The sequence below is a fragment of the Desulfomicrobium norvegicum genome (assembly GCF_900114595.1).
Lineage (GTDB): Bacteria > Desulfobacterota > Desulfovibrionia > Desulfovibrionales > Desulfomicrobiaceae > Desulfomicrobium > Desulfomicrobium macestii.
Genome location: NZ_FOTO01000010.1, coordinates 41,802 through 59,574, shown reverse-complemented (window position 1 = coordinate 59,574; position 17,773 = coordinate 41,802). Strand labels below are relative to the sequence as shown.

The 17,773-nt window shown below is 61.0% G+C and carries 18 protein-coding genes; 8 read left to right on the top strand and 10 right to left on the bottom strand.

The window, feature by feature from the left end; translation table 11 throughout:
- Positions 1 to 110: 110 nt before the first annotated feature.
- From BMZ24_RS13865 to BMZ24_RS13850, 4 genes are read right to left on the bottom strand one after another with little or no spacing between them, the layout of a single operon-like run.
- The gene (locus BMZ24_RS13865; protein WP_092193261.1) at positions 111 to 2,390 is read right to left on the bottom strand and encodes a DEAD/DEAH box helicase; all 2,280 of its coding nucleotides are present in this window, start codon (positions 2,388 to 2,390) and stop codon (positions 111 to 113) included.
- A gap of 7 nt (positions 2,391 to 2,397) precedes the next feature.
- Complete coding sequence (hemW, locus tag BMZ24_RS13860) at positions 2,398 to 3,552, bottom strand: radical SAM family heme chaperone HemW (RefSeq protein ID WP_092193259.1); 1,155 nt, start codon at positions 3,550 to 3,552, stop codon at positions 2,398 to 2,400.
- Between the two features lie 3 nt (positions 3,553 to 3,555).
- Positions 3,556 to 4,104, bottom strand: a complete 549-nt coding sequence (locus BMZ24_RS13855; RefSeq protein ID WP_092193257.1) for an epoxyqueuosine reductase QueH — start codon at positions 4,102 to 4,104, stop codon at positions 3,556 to 3,558.
- Positions 4,105 to 4,112: 8 nt separating this feature from the next.
- A complete protein-coding gene (locus tag BMZ24_RS13850) occupies positions 4,113 to 5,585 on the bottom strand; it encodes an Rne/Rng family ribonuclease (RefSeq protein WP_177192962.1) in 1,473 nt (490 codons plus the stop codon).
- 277 nt (positions 5,586 to 5,862) lie between these two features.
- On the opposite strand from BMZ24_RS13850, the gene BMZ24_RS13845 reads away from it, so the two are divergent.
- The 4 genes from BMZ24_RS13845 (at position 5,863) to mutM (ending at position 10,196) form a co-directional block, all read left to right on the top strand.
- Positions 5,863 to 6,702, top strand: a complete 840-nt coding sequence (locus BMZ24_RS13845) for a tRNA (adenine-N1)-methyltransferase (RefSeq protein ID WP_092193255.1) — start codon at positions 5,863 to 5,865, stop codon at positions 6,700 to 6,702.
- Positions 6,703 to 6,844: 142 nt separating this feature from the next.
- Positions 6,845 to 8,110 (top strand): phenylacetate--CoA ligase family protein, encoded by a 1,266-nt coding sequence (locus BMZ24_RS13840; protein ID WP_092193253.1) that lies wholly within the window; start codon positions 6,845 to 6,847, stop codon positions 8,108 to 8,110.
- 26 nt (positions 8,111 to 8,136) lie between these two features.
- Positions 8,137 to 9,384: a ChaN family lipoprotein gene (locus BMZ24_RS13835; RefSeq protein ID WP_161949165.1), complete on the top strand. Its 1,248-nt coding sequence runs from the start codon at positions 8,137 to 8,139 to the stop codon at positions 9,382 to 9,384.
- Complete coding sequence (gene mutM, locus BMZ24_RS13830; protein ID WP_092193249.1) at positions 9,384 to 10,196, top strand: bifunctional DNA-formamidopyrimidine glycosylase/DNA-(apurinic or apyrimidinic site) lyase; 813 nt, start codon at positions 9,384 to 9,386, stop codon at positions 10,194 to 10,196. The genes BMZ24_RS13835 and mutM overlap by 1 nt, the downstream gene beginning before the upstream one ends.
- Positions 10,197 to 10,375: 179 nt before the next feature.
- Here the strand turns inward: mutM and minE are convergent, their stop codons facing one another.
- Genes minE through minC form a run of 3 tightly spaced genes read right to left on the bottom strand, consistent with a single transcriptional unit; the run spans position 10,376 to position 12,139 of the window.
- Positions 10,376 to 10,630, bottom strand: coding sequence for a cell division topological specificity factor MinE (minE, locus tag BMZ24_RS13825; RefSeq protein WP_092193247.1), 255 nt, complete (start codon positions 10,628 to 10,630; stop codon positions 10,376 to 10,378).
- Between the two features lies 1 nt (position 10,631).
- A complete protein-coding gene (minD, locus tag BMZ24_RS13820; RefSeq protein ID WP_092193245.1) occupies positions 10,632 to 11,438 on the bottom strand; it encodes a septum site-determining protein MinD in 807 nt (268 codons plus the stop codon).
- A gap of 17 nt (positions 11,439 to 11,455) precedes the next feature.
- Positions 11,456 to 12,139: a septum site-determining protein MinC gene (gene minC / locus BMZ24_RS13815; protein ID WP_161949164.1), complete on the bottom strand. Its 684-nt coding sequence runs from the start codon at positions 12,137 to 12,139 to the stop codon at positions 11,456 to 11,458.
- A 200-nt stretch (positions 12,140 to 12,339) separates the two neighbouring features.
- Between minC and BMZ24_RS13810 the strand changes: the two genes are divergently transcribed.
- The 4 genes from BMZ24_RS13810 (at position 12,340) to BMZ24_RS13795 (ending at position 16,044) form a co-directional block, all read left to right on the top strand.
- Positions 12,340 to 12,792 (top strand): PaaI family thioesterase, encoded by a 453-nt coding sequence (locus BMZ24_RS13810; RefSeq protein ID WP_092193241.1) that lies wholly within the window; start codon positions 12,340 to 12,342, stop codon positions 12,790 to 12,792.
- Positions 12,793 to 12,812: 20 nt separating this feature from the next.
- A complete protein-coding gene (locus BMZ24_RS13805; protein WP_092193239.1) occupies positions 12,813 to 13,451 on the top strand; it encodes a cysteine hydrolase family protein in 639 nt (212 codons plus the stop codon).
- Positions 13,452 to 13,485: 34 nt separating this feature from the next.
- The gene (locus tag BMZ24_RS13800) at positions 13,486 to 14,901 is read left to right on the top strand and encodes a PAS domain S-box protein (protein ID WP_092193237.1); all 1,416 of its coding nucleotides are present in this window, start codon (positions 13,486 to 13,488) and stop codon (positions 14,899 to 14,901) included.
- Between the two features lie 75 nt (positions 14,902 to 14,976).
- The gene (locus BMZ24_RS13795) at positions 14,977 to 16,044 is read left to right on the top strand and encodes an oxidoreductase (protein WP_092193235.1); all 1,068 of its coding nucleotides are present in this window, start codon (positions 14,977 to 14,979) and stop codon (positions 16,042 to 16,044) included.
- An 80-nt stretch (positions 16,045 to 16,124) separates the two neighbouring features.
- Here BMZ24_RS13795 and BMZ24_RS13790 read toward each other — a convergent pair whose 3' ends face one another.
- From BMZ24_RS13790 to BMZ24_RS13780, 3 genes are read right to left on the bottom strand one after another with little or no spacing between them, the layout of a single operon-like run.
- Positions 16,125 to 16,802, bottom strand: a complete 678-nt coding sequence (locus tag BMZ24_RS13790) for a phosphoribosylanthranilate isomerase (RefSeq protein WP_092193233.1) — start codon at positions 16,800 to 16,802, stop codon at positions 16,125 to 16,127.
- A gap of 17 nt (positions 16,803 to 16,819) precedes the next feature.
- Complete coding sequence (locus BMZ24_RS13785) at positions 16,820 to 17,086, bottom strand: hypothetical protein (RefSeq protein WP_092193231.1); 267 nt, start codon at positions 17,084 to 17,086, stop codon at positions 16,820 to 16,822.
- A gap of 52 nt (positions 17,087 to 17,138) precedes the next feature.
- On the bottom strand, positions 17,139 to 17,726 hold the full coding sequence (locus BMZ24_RS13780; RefSeq protein WP_092193229.1) for a CDP-alcohol phosphatidyltransferase family protein: 588 nt from the start codon (positions 17,724 to 17,726) through the stop codon (positions 17,139 to 17,141).
- Between the last annotated feature and the right edge of the window lie 47 nt (positions 17,727 to 17,773).

Genomic DNA, 17,773 nt, shown 5'->3' with positions numbered 1-17,773 from the left:
CACCCAACCCCGAGCCTCGCGCAACTGCCAACAAGGATGACCGCACGACCGGTCGCACCAGCCGCGCAGGCCCCCAAAAGAAAGCCCCGGAGCTTGGCCGGGGCTGACGTTTATTCCAGGAATATCTTTTTCTTGGGCCTGGGCGGCTCGGTCTTGGCCTCGGCCGGTTTCTTGCGACTTGGGCGTGGGACCTCCCTGGTCCGCGAGGCGCCTTCTTCGGCCGGAGCATCCGCAGGTCTCGGCCTTGGTTCCGCTCGTGGTGGGCGAGGAGTCTGCGCGGGAGCTACCGGAGCCGGCGCAACGCTTGGCGCAGCGGCGGGAGTCCCGGAGGATGAGCCCGCATCAGCCGCGACATCATTGCCACCCTCGGGCTTTGCAGCGGCGGGCTTGCGCGGACGGCGGCGACGACGCTTCTTGGGTGCGGCCGCCGGCTGCTCGTCTCCAGCCACATTTTCGGTGGCCGCGACAGGCGCCGGGGAGTCCTCCGCCGGAGCCTCGTCCTTGGGTTCCACCCGAGCGGGCGCAGGCTGCATAGCGGGCTTCGGCGGCCGGGGAGTCCGGGGGGCCTGGCTCTTTTCCGGGCGGGCTTCCGGCGCAGAGGGCGCAGGCTCAGCGGTCAGCTCGGGAGCAACCGCAGGAGCCGAGACAGGCGCGGAGGGCACCACCGGCTCGGAGGCCGTCACGGGTTCAGAGGCCGCCACCGGCTCGGATGAAGTCTGCCGAACTCCCGGCGCTTCCGATGACTTCTCAGGACGGGCCTGATCGCGCAGGGCGGCATCAGCGGCACCGGCCGGTTTCTTGCGGGACCGCTTGCGTCGGCGCTTCTCGCCTTCTGGCCGAACGCCCTCGGCCGGCAGAACGGCTTCATCTCCGGGCTGCTCGGCCTGGACAGCCTCGTCCCGCAACTGCGGCTGGGGAGCGGGCTGCCTAGGCGCTCTGGGCGCGGCAGGCTGGGCAGGGCGGGATTGGGGCCTGGCGGGACGTACCATGTCGACCAGTTTTTCCGAGGGCTGCTCCAGCGGGGCATGAAATGTACCCTGATAGAATTCATCCACCAGCATGGCTAACAGTGCGCGGGATTCCTCATTGGCGGCAAGCTCGCCCACGGTGCGCATGAACCGCTGCATCCGCTCCTTTTGGATATTGTCGGCCTTGCGCAGACGGGCTTCAAGCAGGAACACGGCCCGCTGAGAGATGAGCGCTTCAAGCTCCTCGTCGGCGGGCAGGGGCTGCTCGATCATCGGGATGGAGAATTTCTTGGCGATCTGCTCAAGCTCAATCTCTTCCATACCCGACACAAAAGATATCGCGACCCCGGCGGCGCCGGCCCGTCCGGTGCGACCGGTGCGGTGCACATAGGCCTCGTGATCCTGGGGCGGCTGATACTGAAAGACATGGGACAGCTCGTGGATGTCGATACCTCGTGCGGCAACATCCGTGGCCACCAGGAACTTGAGCTTGTTCAGGCGCAGTTTCTCAAGCACCTCTTCCCGCGCGGCCTGGGTCAGGTCGGCGCTGATCTCGCCCACGTCGTATCCGAACCGCCGCAGCACCGTGGAGACAAAATGCACGTCCGCCTTGGTGTTGCAGAAGATGATGGCCGAGGCCGGGTTCTCCTGCTCGATGATCTTGACCAGGATGCGGCTCTTCTGCATGGCCGGAACCTTGTAAACCACATGCAGGACGTCGCTGACATGAACCTGGGACTGGCTCAGGGACACGAAGATCGGATCCTTCAGGAACTGCTGGGCCAGACGTTTCACGTGCCCGGGATAGGTCGCCGAGAACATGGTCGACTGCAGCCCGCGCGGCAGGTAGCGCTGAAGCTGTTTCATGTCCGGATAAAAACCCATGGACAGCATGCGGTCGGCCTCGTCGAAGACCAGGATTTTCAACCGGTCCAGATTGAGGTTCCCTTTGAGCAGATGATCCAGGATGCGGCCGGGCGTGCCTATGATGAGCTGCGCCCCGTCTTCCAGTCCCTGGATCTGGCCCTTGTAGCCCACGCCGCCGTAAATGGAGAGCGGCTTGATGCCCGCTTCCCGGCCCAGTTCCTCGGCATCGCGAGTGACCTGCACGGCCAATTCGCGGGTGGGAACCAGGACCAGGGCCTGCGGCGCGCCAAGACCGGTGTCGATGCGGTCCAGAATGGGCAGCAAGAAGGCCCCTGTCTTCCCGCTGCCGGTCTGGGACTGGACCATGACGTCCTGTCCGCCAAGCATGTGCGGAATGGTTTGCACCTGCACCGGCATGAGCTCGGCCCAGTTCAAACGGGTCGCGGCAGCCTGCAGTGTCTGCGGCAGGTCGGCCATGGAAAATGCCTTGCCTTCGAAATTCTCGGCTTGGGAGCCCTCGTTTTGGGCGTCACCAAAATCATTGTTGTCTGTCATACGTGTCCTACACAGTGTCTGCGTGCATGCGATCCAAAACTCCTAGCACCATTTCGATGACGGAATTACTGACCAGCATGCCCTTACGTGTCAGTTGAAGATGACCGGTCCGGAGGCGAACCAACCCGCTGGAGCGCAATTGCTCGACAGCCGGGTGGCGCCACGGAAATTCCGTTCCGGTCGTTGCCTTAAATTTATCCAGGTCAAGCCCGGCGCCCGTGCGCAGGGTCAGCATGACCATTTCCAGCCGGCGGGTCAGCGCCGACAAAACCTCCACCTCGTCTCGCGCCTCGCCCTTGGCCACAACCTCTGCATACTCTTCAAACGCCGAAGGGTTCGACCATCTGCGGCCCCCAATGGTGGAAACCGCCGCAGGGCCAAGCCCCAGATAGTCACGCCCGGCCCAATAGCCTTGGTTGTGGCGGCTCTCACGGCCCGGACGGGCATGGCTTGAAATTTCGTAGTGAGCGTATCCGCTCGATTCCAGAAATTCCGATCCGTCAAGATACATCCGGGCTCCAGTCTCTTCGTCCGGCAGGACCAGCGCCCCATCCTCGACCTTGCGCGTCAGAGCCGTGCCGTCCTCCAGGCTCAGCCCATAACAGGAGAGATGCTCGGGTGCCAACTCCACGACCGCAGCCAGATCGTTCATCCAGCGATCCAGAGTCTGACCGGGCAGGCCCCAGATCAGGTCAAGGCTCAGGTTCGAGAAACCGGCAGCCCTGGCGGCGTGCACGGCACGACGCGCCTGCGCGCTGTCGTGTGGACGTCCGAGCATCGCCAGCAGATCGTCCTGCAGGCTCTGCACCCCGAGACTGAGCCTGTTCACTCCAAGGCTCCGCACGCTGTCCAGAAATCCGGGCCGAAGCGCTGAATCCGGGTTGGCCTCCAGCGTGATTTCAGCCCCTGAACTCAGTTCAAAACAGGTATCGGCCGCACGCAGCAGGGCCTCGATCTGTCCGGACTCCAGAAGCGATGGCGTCCCGCCCCCGATATAGACCGACTCAAGTCGAACCCGGCCCAGACTCCGCCCCCAGCCCTCCATCTCCTGCAGAACCTGCCCTACATATAATTTCGCCGCCTCCCGGGAAAACGGGCCGGAATGGAAGGCGCAGTAACCGCATTTGCGCACGCAAAAAGGCACGTGAACGTAAAGCAGCATGGTCTAGACGCGCCTGCCAAGCTCCGAGGAGTAGCGCTCGAATTCGCTGTAAAGGCAGCCGCAGTACTGCTGCCGGCACATCCCCCAATCCTTCGACTGGGCAATGCCCTCCGACCAGCCTGAACGAAAATCCTGATAGTGAAACGCCACTCCCGAACCCTCGGCCAGATCATGGCCCAAAGTCCGAATCTGTTCGTGCTTCTGGAATTTACTGTAAAGGAGCGTGGAGGTGAAGGCGTCGAAGCCACCGCGCCGGGCGATGGACAGGGTCCGCTCCAGCCGCAGGGAATAACACGGCAGACAGCGGTTCGGCTCACGATAGGTCACCGCCCGAAAATAGGCCTTGGGGTCGTACTCGTCATCCTTGAAGATGACCGGGATATCCAGGCGTTCGGCCATCTGGACCACGCCTTCCCGGCGACGCAGGTATTCCTGCAGGGGATGAATGTTGGGATTGTAATATAGGCCTGTCACACCCATCCCGGCCTCAAGCAAGGCCCGGACGGGTGTGATGGCGCACGGCCCACAGCAGATGTGAACCAAAATCTTCATGGAAGAACCTAGCAAAATGCGCAGTTGGGCGTTTCCGTGGGCATGACGAAGATCTTGCGACCGAATGTCTGCTCGAATTCCATGAGCTTTTCCCGCTTGCGGTTGACAAGGTACTGCATGAGATCCGCGTCGGTCTTGTAGGTGAACGTCTCGGAGCTCTTGTCCTTGCGCAGTTCGCGGTAGATGTCCTTGAGGGCCTGCATGGAGCGCCATTCCAGATTGCGGCGGGTGCCTGCCCCGGAGCAGTGCGGGCAGGGCTCCAGGCTTCCGGAAAGGGCCGAGGTGCCAAGACGCTGGCGGACGATCTCAAGCAGGCCGAATTTGGAGATGCGGCCTATGTCCGTGCGTGCGCGATCGACCTTGAGAGCCTGACGCAGCACCTTCTCCACCTCGCGGATGTGCTTGCCGTCCTTCATTTCGATGAAGTCGACCACGATCTGGCCGCCTATGTCGCGCAGCATGAGCTGGTTGGGGATTTCCTGCGCGGCCTCGATATTGGTCCGCAGGGCCATCTCCTTGAAATTCTTCTCTCCTCCGATCTTTCCGGAGTTGATATCAATGGCGGTCAGGGCCTCGGTGTGGTCAATGACCAGCTGTCCGCCGCTGGGCAGGTTGACGCTGCGGCTGAAAATCTTCTGCAGCTGCGCCTCGATGCGAAAACGCTCGTAAAGGGTCCGTTCGGTCTCGGAGTGAACCTTTATGAAGGTCTTGCGGCGGGGAAAAATAAGGGCTGCGAAATCCGTGATCTGCTTGGCGGTCTCGTCGTCATCGACCCAGCATTCGGCGATATCGGGAGTGAGGTAGTCGCGGATGGCCCGAAAGGCCAGATCCTTTTCCTCATAGATAAGGGCCGGAGACTCGGAGGAGATGCCCTTCTTGCGGATGTCCTTCCACAGGCGCTTCAGGAACTGCAGATCACGGGACAGGCTGCTCTTGCTCTGGGATTCGCTGACCGTACGCACGATGACGCCCAGGCCCTCGTCGAGCTTGAGCTCCTCGACGACTTCCTTGAGGCGGTCGCGCTCCTTTTCGTCTTCGATCTTGCGGGAAATACCGAGCTGTTCGCGCCCGGGGGTGAGCACAAAATAGCGTCCGGGGATGGACAGATAGGTCGTCAGGAAGGCGCCCTTGGAACCGGTAGGTTCCTTGACCACCTGCACCAGCACTTCCTGGCCTGGCTTCAGGACCTTCTGCAGGGGCGGATACTTGCCCCGGCTGGGCACGTCGCCCTGGTAGTATTCGGGATGGACCTCGTCGACCTGAAGAAATCCGTTCTTGTCCGCCCCGTAGTTGATGAAGGCGGCCTGCAGGGCCTGATCGACGTTGTGAATCTTGCCCTTGTAGATGTTGCCCTTGGTCTTGCTCTGATGGAGCATTTCAACATAATATTCGCACACCACGCCATCTTCCATGATGGCTACTTCCACCTGTTCACCAGGCAGCACGCTGATGAACATCTTGCGTTTCTGCTTCTCGCCCATAGATATCCTCAAATGAAAAAAGTTTCCGGCAAAGCCGGGGAAAAATAAAAATTTGCGTATCAAGAAACCGGAAAAAATTTGTGAAAACGAAGCGTGTGGCGCAGAAAACAGGACAATGACCGGACTCTGCCGGACGCACAGCACGCCGAGTATCAAGTATGTTCTTTAACCGGCCAACGGAGCTATAGCAAGAAAAACCATCTTCAGAGCCAGGGGGATTGCTTGACATACCATTATGCCGTGGCTACTCCCGCCTACGCACTTTACAGGAGGCCACATGCTCGAACCGGGACAGCTGGTAATGCTGCTCAACGCAAACGACAAGCGATATTTTGTTACTGCCCAGGAAGGGCAGGTAATGCATACAAATGAAGGACTTCTGCACCTTGACGAAGTCCGCGCCGCAGGCTGGGGACAACAGGTCATGACGCACAAGGGCTATCCCTTCACCGTCATGCGCCCCACCCTCTACGATCTGGTCAAGTCGGTGAAACGCCGCACCCAGATCATTTATCCCAAGGAAATCGGCTACATTGTCATGAAGCTGGGCATCGGGCCCGGTTGCCGCATCGTCGAGGCCGGCTGCGGCTCCGGCGGTCTGACCACGGCTCTGGCCTGGCTGGTCGGCGACACGGGCAAGGTCTACACCTACGAACGCCGTGAAGAATTCTACACGCTCTGCCGCCAGAATCTGGAGCGCATCGGCCTCTCCCACCGCGTGGAGCAGTTTCATCACGACATCGCCGAAGGTTTCCAGCCTCACGCCGCCGACGCCCTCTTTCTGGATGTGCGCGAACCTTGCGATTATATCCATCATATTCCGAACGCGGTTGTGCCCGGCGCGCCTGTCGGTTTCCTGCTGCCGACCACCAATCAGGTCCAGGATCTGCTGAAGTCACTGCAGGACGGCCCCTTCAGGCAGATCGAGGTGGTGGAGATATTCCTGCGCCACTACAAGCCGGTGCCCGAGCGTCTGCGCCCCGAGGACCGCATGGTTGCCCATACCGGCTTCCTGGTTTTCGCCCGCACCTTTGCCCAGCTTGACACGCCTGAAACCGAGGAGCCACAAGCCCTCCCGCAGGAAGACATGCCGCAGGAGCCTTTGACCGAAGATTGATCAGTCTTTAATTCATCTTCAATTTCAAGGATTTGCAAGTACCCACTTGCAAATCCTTTTTTTATTCCTGTATAAGACCTTTTTCCCCACCTTTTAACCCCGACCCCACGGCCGGACCCTGCCACCGCAAGGAGGAGTGCTGATGACCCGCAAGGATCGCACTGAAGGCATTTTCAGCCGACGCGAAGTTCTGGATGCCACGGAACGCCAGAAATACTACCAGATCCAGCTCAAAGAGCTGCTCTCTTATGCGTATAGATATTCCGAAGACGTAAAGAAGCGCTTTGACCGCGCCCAGTTTTCCGTGGAAAAATTCCGCGATCTCATCGACCTCAAACATGTCCCCATCCTCAAGAAAAAGGAACTCATCTTCCTGCAGTCCATGGGCCCGCGCCTGGGCGGCCTTCTGACCAAGGACCTGGGCGAATTGCGCCGCGTCTTCCTGTCCCCCGGCCCGATCTTCGACCCCGAGGACAGAGGGGACGACTACTGGGGCTGGACCGAAAGCTTCTACGCCGCGGGCTTCCGTTCCGGCGACCTGGTCCAGAACACCTTCAACTACCACATGACCCCGGCCGGCCTGATGTTCGAGGAGCCCCTGCGCCAGCTGAGCTGCGCCGTGGTGCCCACGGGCCCCGGCAACACCGGCAGCCAGCTCGACATCATGAAGAAGCTGCGCGTCACCGGCTACGTGGGCACGCCCAGCTACCTCATGCACCTGGCCCAGAAGGGCGAGGAGAAGGGCCTCAACCTGCGCAAGGACCTGTACCTGGAAGTGGCCTTCGTCACCGGCGAAAAATTCTCCGAGAAGCTGCGCTCCACCCTTGAAAAGAAATTCGACCTGATCATGCGCCAGGGCTACGGCACCGCCGACGTGGGCTGCATCGGCTACGAATGCTTCCACAAGAACGGCCTGCACATCGCCAACCGCGCCTACGTGGAGATCTGCCACCCCGACACGGGCATCCCGCTCAAGGACGGCGAAGTGGGCGAGATCGTGGTCACGGCCTTCAACAAGACCTACCCGCTGATCCGCCTGGCCACCGGCGACCTGTCCTACATCGACCGCGCGTCCTGCCCCTGCGGCCGCACGTCCCCGCGCCTTGGAACCATTGTCGGCCGCGTGGACACCACCGCCCGCATCAAGGGCATGTTCGTCTACCCGCACCAGGTCGAGCAAGTCATCTCCAGTTTCGAAGAGATCAAGAGATGGCAGATCGAAGTCACCAACCCAGGCGGCATCGACGAGATGACACTCTTGATCGAGACCTCGGGCTTCAAGCGGGAAGAGGAGCTGCTGCACATGTTCCGCGAGAAGATCAAGATCCGGCCGGCGCTGAAGATCCTCACCCCCGGCACCCTGCCTCCGCAGATCCGGTTCATCGAGGACAAGCGCAATTGGGATTGATGAGAATGGGATTAACGAGAATTGGATTGGCGAGAAGCCTCATCCTGCCCCTCCTGCTGGCCATGCTTGCCGGATGCGCAAAACCGGCGGCGGTGACTCCCCCATGGGTCTCCCCGTCGCCGGGATCCTTTCTCTCGGCCAAGGCTGAGCCCCTGAGCGACGCAGACGTCGTGAAACGGGCCCGGCCCGCCGACTTCATCCTCATGGGCGAAAGCCACACCAACCCTTGCGACCACACCGTCCAGGCACGCCTCATCGAAGCCCTGGCACAAAGCGGACATCGCTTCTCCATCGGCCTTGAGATGCTGCCGGTCACGACGCAAACCGTTCTGGACGAATTCAACGCACGGCGCATCGCTGCCGCCGATCTGGGCGAAGCGGTGAACTGGGAAAAGATCTGGGGCTACCCCTACGCTCTCTACAAACCCATTTTTGAATTGGCCGAAGAATTCGACCTTCCCGTAATCGGCCTGAACATCCCGCGACAAACGCTGGTCACCTTCCGCGACAAAGGCAACGAGGCCTTGAGCGAGGCCGACAGAAACGCCCTGCCACGCCGGATCATCCCGGCCAGTCCGGCCCAGAAGGCAGCCCTGGAGATGCAGGTCGGACTGCATCAGAGCATGCGTACGGCCACCGCGCCCGGCTCCGATGCCACGGACACGCCGGCCAAGGATGCCAAGGCGTCCAAAGCCATGCCCGGCAAGGTCCCTTCCATGAACGCCATGGCCGAAAAATTCTACCTCGTGCAGGCCCTGTGGGATTCCATGATGGCCGAACAGGCCCTGCTCTCCCGGGAAAGGCTGAACCGGCCCATGCTGATCCTGGCCGGGAGCGGACATGTGGAGCACGGCTGGGGCATCGAATACCGGCTGCGCACCCTTGAACCCGAAGCCGCCTGTCTCTCCGTCATGCCCGTGCGCGATGCAGAGGATTTCAAGGCCCAGGCCGACACATCGCAGCGCCCCATGCCTGCGGAGCAGGTCTATTTCCACTGCGCGGCCCAGCACAAAAGCCGCCTCGGCATGAATATCCTTTTCGAGGAAAAGGCCATGCGCGTCGAGAGCGTGGAACCCGGCTCAAAGGCCGAATCGGCAGGACTCATGGCCGGAGATGTACTGGTCGAGGCCGCAGGTCGTCCCCTGACCGAAGCCATGGATCTGCACTTCGCGGCCATGGCCGCTTCCCGTCAGAACAAGCCGCTTAAACTCACCGTCAAGCGTGCCGGGCAGACCATAAGCCTGACCATCCCCTTGGCCGCCCCTCAAGACTGATGCCCGAACTGCCCGAAGTCGAAACCATCGCCCGTGGCCTGTACACCCTGGTCCAGGGGCGTCGCATCCTCGAAGCGCATCTGCTCACGCCGAGCGTGTTGCGGGCAGGACACCCGGACTCCCTGCCGGGCAGGACCATCACCCATGTCTCGCGCCGGGCCAAGCTTCTCCTCGTCCATCTGGACCAGGGCGAGTGTCTGGCCTTTCACCTCAAAATGACCGGACGGGTCTGGATAGCAAGCCCGGGCCAGGAACTGCCCAGACACACACATCTGGTCTGCGACCTTGAAGGCCGGGACCGCCTGATCTTCGAGGATACGCGGCGTTTCGGATTTTTCGGAATATATAAGCCGCAAGACCTTGAGACCTGGAGCTTTTACCGCTCCCTCGGCCCCGAACCGCTGGAGAGTTCCTCCGAGGAACTGGCGGAACGCATCGGCACGCGTCGGGCCTGCGTCAAGGGCCTGCTTCTCAATCAGACCATCCTGGCCGGAATCGGCAACATCTATGCCGACGAATCCCTTTTTGCGGCCCGCATCCATCCGGCCAGCCTCGCCTCAAGCATCCCTCCGGAACGGCGTATCGTCCTTTGCAGTGAACTGCGCCGCATCCTGCTTGAGGCCATCGCGGCCGGAGGCAGCACCATCAGCGACTACCGCAACGCCTACGGCAAAAGCGGCATCTTCCAGGACAGCTTCGCGGTCTACGGCAAGAAGGGCGAGCCCTGCCCGGCCTGCAAAAAGCCCTTGCAGGCCGCAAAGATCGCCGGACGGACGTCGACGCACTGCGTTACGTGTCAGAAAAAATATTAAAAGTGATTTTTTTGGATCGCAAAGAACGGCAGGGGCAAGAGCCTCAATGTGATGAGAAGTGCTTGAAAGGCCCTTCCCAGAGCTGTCAACGCCATGCGGAATGTCTGGTCGGGAATCACTTTCCCTGAAAAAAAGCCGGGGCGGCGTAACGCGGCCCCGGCGCTTGGCAATTTTTCAAATCAGCGCTTGTTGTCAGGGAGGGTCACGTTGAATTCCAGGACCTCGCAATCGCCGTCCCTGTTCACGTCCACCCGGATGTCATCAAGTTCCACATGCACATATTTCTGCACCACCTGCATGAGCTCCTGACGCAGACGGGGCAGAAATTCGTACCCGCCGTTTTGGGCCCGCTCGTGGGCCACGATGATCTGCAGCCGGTTCTTGGCCACCTCAGCCGTGTTTTTCTTGGTGCGGAAATAACTGAAGATACCCATGTCAGCCTCCAAAAATCCGGGCGAAAAAACCCTTCTTGCGCGAAGTCAGGAAACGATGCGGCAGATCCTCGCCCATCAATCGGGACACCGCGTCCTCGTAGGCCTGTCCCGCGTCGCTTCCGTCGTCGAGAATGACCGGCTCGCCGGAATTGGAGGCGGCCAGCACAGACTTGGATTCCGGGATCACCCCCAGCAGCGGGATGGCAAGGATCTCCTCCACGTCGGCCACGCTGAGCATCTCGCCCCGCTCGACCCGCTCGGGATCGTAGCGTGTAAGAAGCAGATGTTCCCGTATATTCCCGCCATTCTTGGCCTTTCTGGTCTTGCTCTGCAAAAGGCCCAGCACCCGGTCGGAATCGCGCACCGAGGACACCTCCGGATTGGTCACGACCACGGCCTCGTCGGCGAAATGCATGGCCATGAGCGCCCCGTGCTCTATGCCCGCCGGCGAATCGCAGATGACGAAGTCGAAACGGGCCGAAAGCTCGTCCAGCACCTTCTCCACACCGTCCATGCGCAGGGCGTCCTTGTCCTTGGTCTGGGACGCGGGAAGTATGAAAAGATTTTCGACCCGCTTGTCGCGGATCATGGCCTGATGCAAGGTTGCATCACCCTGGATGACGTTGACGAAATCATAGACCACCCGGCGCTCGCAGCCCATGATCAGATCAAGGTTGCGCAGGCCTACGTCGAAATCAAGCACCGCGACCTGCATGCCTCGACGGGCCAGGCCCGTGGCCAGGGAAGCGCTGGAAGTGGTCTTGCCGACCCCGCCCTTGCCCGAAGTAACAACAATAATTTTACCCACAGTCCCTCCTGGTCCTGTCAAAGAGATTCAATCAAAAGCTGACGCCCGCTCAGACGGATCTGAGCCGAAGCGCCATGCAGGTTTTCGGGCAAATCCTCGCTGACCCGGTACAGCCCGGCGACAGAGATCAGTTCCGCCCGCAGTTCCTTGCAAAAGATCCGCGCCCCTTCGAAACCCATGACCCCGGCCAGGGCCCGGCCGCGCAGCGGCGCGTAGATATGGATATTGCCGTCGGCGATGACCTCGGAGCCCTGTCCCACGGGAGCCAGCACCACAAGATCGCGGCCCTTGGCATAGATCTGCTGGCCGGAACGCACGGGCTTGTCCACGACCATGGCCGCTGCATCTCCAAAAGGAGCACTCGCCCCGCCATTGGCCGCCCGTCCCGGAGCAGGCTTGCTCTCCGGAAAAACGCCCAGATGAAGATTGGGTGCCAGCCGCTCATGATACTCGTTCCCGCCCTGGATGCCCACGGGCATCATGCCCTGATCCCGCAGCAGCCTCACCAGGCCGTTCAGGTCAAGCCCGTTGCGCATCTCGCCCAAAGCGGAAAGGTCCACTATGACTGCCATGTTGCGGAAAAATTCGGGAGTCTGCCCCAGACGTTCTTCAACATCAGCGCCCAGATCGGCCAAATCGACCGTCAAGGGCCTGAAAAGTGTGCAAGGCGCGACTTTTCCCTTTATTTCAAAGGACGACACATCAATGTCCTTAAGGAGTTAAGCGTTAAGATCCGGGGAATGCCCCGAGGATGAACGGCGGCTTTACCTTGGCCTGATGCCGAACACAAGCCTACCCAGCCCCCCTTCTTGGATCCACCCCTTCTCGGAACCGCCCCTTGACGGGCCCCCCGGTCTTGCACATGAAAATGCATCACGTCACATCAAATCCGAGGTGCTTCATGGATATTCGGCACGTCATCGAGCAGGAAATTCCCTACGACCGCTTTCTGGGCCTTCTGGTGGAGGAAATCCGGCCCGGCTATGCCCGGCTGCGCATGCCCTACCGCCCGGAATTCATCGGCGACCCAAGGCGCCCGGCGCTGCACGGCGGTCTCATCTCCATGCTCGTGGACACCTGCGGCGGCTCGGCGGTGTGGGCGGCCTGCTCGGTGCGCGACCGGGTTTCGACCATCGACATGCGCGTGGACTACCTGCGCCCGGCCGACCCGGCGGATCTCATCGCCATCGGCGAGGTCAAGCTGCTGGGCAACAGGGTCGGCAACGCCACCGTGCAGATTTTCTCCGCCAATAATCTTGATGTAGTCATTGCCGAAGGGCGGGCCGTGTATAATATTCGAAAGGCAGGGGCAAAGGCTCCGGACAACATGTGCATCCCGATCAGCAATCCATGACAGCCCGCGAGGAGGCATCCATGAAAGAATCAAGACTGGTTTTCGTTTTGACAGCGCTTGTCTTCCTATGCATAACGCCCGCCCTGGCGGGAACCATTGTCGAAGAATGGAACACGGTAACGCCTCCCACGCCCGTTGAACTCAAGGCTGCGACGGTCAGCCCGGCGAATACGGCTTTTCTTGTACTCGATATCGAAGAACGAACCTGCAACACGCAGGCGCGGCCGCGCTGCGTGAAGTCCGCGCCCCGCATCGGGGCCTTCCTGGCCAGGGTCAGGGCGGCGGGAATGCCTGTGGTACACAGTCTGACCAGCAAAGGCACGCCTGAAACCATTCTTCCCGAGGCCAGGCCCCTGCCCGGAGAGCCCATTGTCCAGTCATCGGTGGACAAGTTCTTCAACACCGAGCTGGAGGCGATCCTGAAAAAGCTGGGCGTCAGCAACGTCATCATCACCGGCACCACCGCCGAAGGAGCGGTCCTGCACACCGCCACCGGAGCCGCCATGCGCGGCTTGAACGTCATAGTACCCGTGGACGGGATGTCGGCAGGAACCCTCTATGCAGAGCAGTACACGGCCTGGCATCTGCTGAACGCTCCCGGCACGCGCGCCCGGGCCAGTCTGACCAGGCTGGACATGATCGACATCACCTCGAAGTAATCGGCCGGAAACTTCCTCGGCCAGGAATGAACATATGCACCTCATGAACCCCGAACATATCCAGCTGCTCGACGCCCTGAGTCAGGGAGCGGTCATCCTCCGAGACGGCAGGATTTCCCATGCCAACCTCTGCTTTGCCGCGATCTGCAACGCCGGGCGCGAGACCCTGCTCGACAGGTCCTTTTGCGACTTCGTCATCCCCAAGCATCACGACCGGGTCGAGAAATACCTGAGCCGCATTCCGGACGAGCCGAGCTGCTCCCAAAAGCCGATCGAGTTCACCCTGCTGGATGCAAACGGAGCGGAATCGTTCGTCGAAATGCAGGCCAGAAAGATCAGCTACCAGGGCAGGCCGGCGATGCTCTGCTCCCTGACCGACATCACCCAGAAGACCAAGACCAGCCAGAAACTCAAGCGCATTCTCGATTCCATCCCCGAAGTGATCATGGCCTTCGACCGCGAGCACTCGCGCATAGAGTCGGCCAACAGCGCCACGGAAGGACTCTACGGACTTCCTGCCGACCAGTTTGTCGGGAACATCTTTCACCCCATAGACCTGGTTTTCCCCGAGGACGCCGCGAAGGTTCAAGCCTTCTATGCGGGCCTGATAGAAAAGGAGATCGACCGCATCGAATATCGCATCGTGCACGCCAACGGCGACATCCGCTGGGTTCGCGACGAGGGAGAGGTGATCTACAAGGAGCAGGGCCTGGGCAGGATCCAGCAGATCTACCATTTCATCAAGGACATCACGGACCGCAAGAACGACGAGGAAAAACTGCGCGTCAACGAACAGAAATACCGGCGCATCTTCCAGTACTCCACCGACCCGATCTTCGTGGCCATGCCGGACGGAAGCTTCGTGGACATAAATCAGGCCGCCATCTCGCTTTTTGGGTACGAAAGCCGCGAGCACGCGCTGAAGGGCAACGTCATCGACCACTTCACGGACGAAGACGAACGAAAGGCCATCATGTCCACGATCATCCAGGACGGCAGCATCACCGACCACCCGACCAGGCTAAAAACCCTGACCGGGGAAACCGTGGAAGTCGTGGTCACGGGGGGCTGCAGAAAAAACCGCAACTCGGGCCTGTTGGAAAGCTACCAGATCATCCTGCACGACATGCGCGCGGTCATCGAACGCACGGAACTGGAAACCTACCGCCGGACCATGGGCGGCCTCTCGGACCGGCTGAACAACATCGTGCAGGCCCAGGCCATGCAGTACGGACTGATGTCGGATTACATCGAAGCCCTGAAATCCATCGAGGATGGCCCGCGCAAGGAGCAGCTCCTTGCACGCCTGCTGGGCAAGGTGAGCGATTCGAAGCGATCCCTGGAGGACCTGCGCGTGCTCGGCGAGAAAATCCGCAAGATCTACCATGCACCGGAACCGCCCGTACCGGTTCCAGACGGAACAGGCGGCATTCTGTTCGACCTGAAGTAAGGGCCGGCCCTGTCAGGCCGAATCACCAGGTGGCAAGACCCTGTCGCCAGAGCCTTTAACAAACGGGAGCTCCACATGACACCAGAGATCTTCGCACCCTTCGCACTCGGCACGTACACATTGAAGAACCGACTTGGCGTGGCACCCATGACCCGCATGTCCGCAGGCCGGGAAGCCATTCCTCGTCAGGATGTACTGGATTTTCTGGTGCGCCGTGCCCAAAACGGCGCGGGACTGATCTTCACCGAGGCCATCGTCACGGACTACGAGAGCGCCCAGGGCTATCCCGGCCAAGCCAGAATCCTGACCCAGCCCCAGATCGAAGCCTGGAAACCCGTCACCGAGGCGATTCGTGCGCACGGGGCCGTGTCCATCATGCAGATGTTCCACTGCGGACGAATGGCCTGGCCGGAGATCAACCCTGCCGGCCGTTCCATCGCGCCCAGCCCCGTCACGCCCAGGCAGCTCAATCCACTCACTGGCCAGCCCTACCCCGTGCCCGACGCCATGAGTCATTTTGACATCGCGCATGTCGTCAACGGATTCGTGGAGACAGCCAAGGGAGCCGTGGCCGCCGGGTTTGACGGAGTGGAGATCCATGGTGCCCACGGCTACCTGATCAGCCAGTTCCTCTCCAGCTATTCGAACCACCGCACTGACGAATACGGAGGCACCCTGGCCAACCGCTTCCGCCTGGCCCGGATGATCATCCGTGCAGTGCGCGAAGTCCTGCCCAAAGACACGCTGCTCACATTTCGCGTCTCCAACTGGGGCATTGCCGACATGGACGTATCCTTGTGCAAGGGTGCCCGTGAGTGGGAAGAGCTCATCGACCTCATCGATTCCGAACCCATCGACGCCCTGTCCCTCTCGACCTACGACTTCAAGGCCCGCGCTTTTGACACGGAGCAAACCATGTCCGGCCTGACACGTTCCCGGACCACCAAGCCGCTCATGATCTGCGGCAAGATTCATGACCGCAGGACAGCGCAGCAGGCACTCACCGAGGCGGACATTGTCCTGTCCGGCAAGTCCATCCTGCTCAACCCGGACTTCGTGGAGGATGTCCGCCAGGGCAAGGAATTGCCCCTTTATTCCTCCGAAGCGGCAAACGTGGCCTACACCACCGACCCCCTGCCCTGAATTCCCACGCAAACAAGCCCTGGGCCGGCGGAACTCGCGCCGAACCAGGGCTTGAATTTGCAATACCCGACAAAATACGATCAGGACCCGGCAGCCTCGGCAAATCCGGCGCGGGCTTCGCGCACGAAAGCCCGGACCAGCACCGGGTCCTTGGTGCCGTCCGGAGCTTCAACGCCCGTGTGCACATCGACCGCGGCCGGACGCACCGTCCTTATGGCCTGGCGCACATTGGCCGGGTTCAGGCCTCCGGCCAGAATGACCGGACGAGGACTGTGCCGGACCAGATCCGCACTGACGCCCCAGTCGTGGACAAGGCCCGTCGCTCCGCTGGCTCCCGTCGAGGGGTCGAACGTATCGGTGATGAAGGCTTCGCAAACCGGCGAGTAAACCTGCGCGAAGCGCGCGGGCCCCAAGGATTCCCGACCCACGACATAGCTCTTGAAGATGCGCAGGGGCAGACGGCTCCTGATCCGGGCCAGGGTGTCCGCGGAAACGTCGGCATGAAGCTGTACCGTGTTCACGTTCAAAAAACGGCAGAACTCCACCAGTCGATCCGGGTCCTGCTCATAGGTGATGAGCACGCAGAACGACGGCCCAAGCTCCGCGATGATGGCGCGCGCTTCGTCCTCCGAGGTGTCCGTCGCATGCACCGGCAGGCGCAGGGGAAAACCGAGCAGGTCCGCGCCGCAATCCAACAGCATGCGCCCTTCGGCCAGGCTACCGATCCCCGCCACCTGCACCAAACCTTCAATGGTCATGCAGCCCCCGGCCCGCGTTATTTTTTCCTGGCTTCCTTGAGCAGATAACGCGCGGTTTCCACGTCGTAGATTTTCGTCGGATCGGCCTTGGAGCCACGCTCTTCGAACATCTTGGCACCGCGCCGGATGATGTCCAGATCCAGCCAGCCGTGCCGCTCCCATATTTCCGGATGATCGACATTGCTGAGCCTGAACTCGATATTGCCGTCCTGCTCCCGCACGAACATGCGGATGCGCTTGTTCTCGGGATACGGGTAGTAGAAGATTCCGTCTTTGTCCTGCACTGTTGCCTCCAAAATTGTTTGTTTCCGGGACTTTCAAAGCCCGGGACAATTGTCAATCCCTGAAAAATCCCAGCGCCGACCGCAAACGTTGACCAGCCGTGAACAGTACCACCAATGCAAAGACCAGCGCCACCTCCGGGACTCCCGACGGCCACACGGCCATAAGGGAAAAAAACAGGAACCCCTCGCTACGTTCGGCCAACCCGGCCTGATAGTGAAAACTCTTGCCCACGGACGCGGGCAGGGCCGCTGCCGCCGTCAGGAAAACCGTCAGGGACAGGATGATGGCCGCGCATAGCACCAAAAGCTCAAGCCTTGCCTCGGGAAAACGCAGCCCGAAAGCCACGATGACCAGCGCCTCCACGGCCCGATCGCAGACAATGTCCAGCATGGCCCCGGCCCTGCTTGTCAATCCGCCCTGACGGGCCAGGGTTCCGTCCACCGCGTCCAGCAGCCCTGAAAGCCACAGCAGGGCCAAGAACAGGACTGGCCAGCCCAAGGCCAGGGCTCCCGCAGCCAGCCCACCCAGAAGCGCGGCCGACAGGGTCACCGCCGCCGGCCCGATTCCCCTGCGGCCCAGAGCGTACGCCATTGTGTCAAAAAGAGGCTGAAAAAGGCGTCTGGCGTGCGTATCAAGCATGAAACATCCCTGTGCTACCGGTTCAGAAAAACCCGAAATTCAAGTTT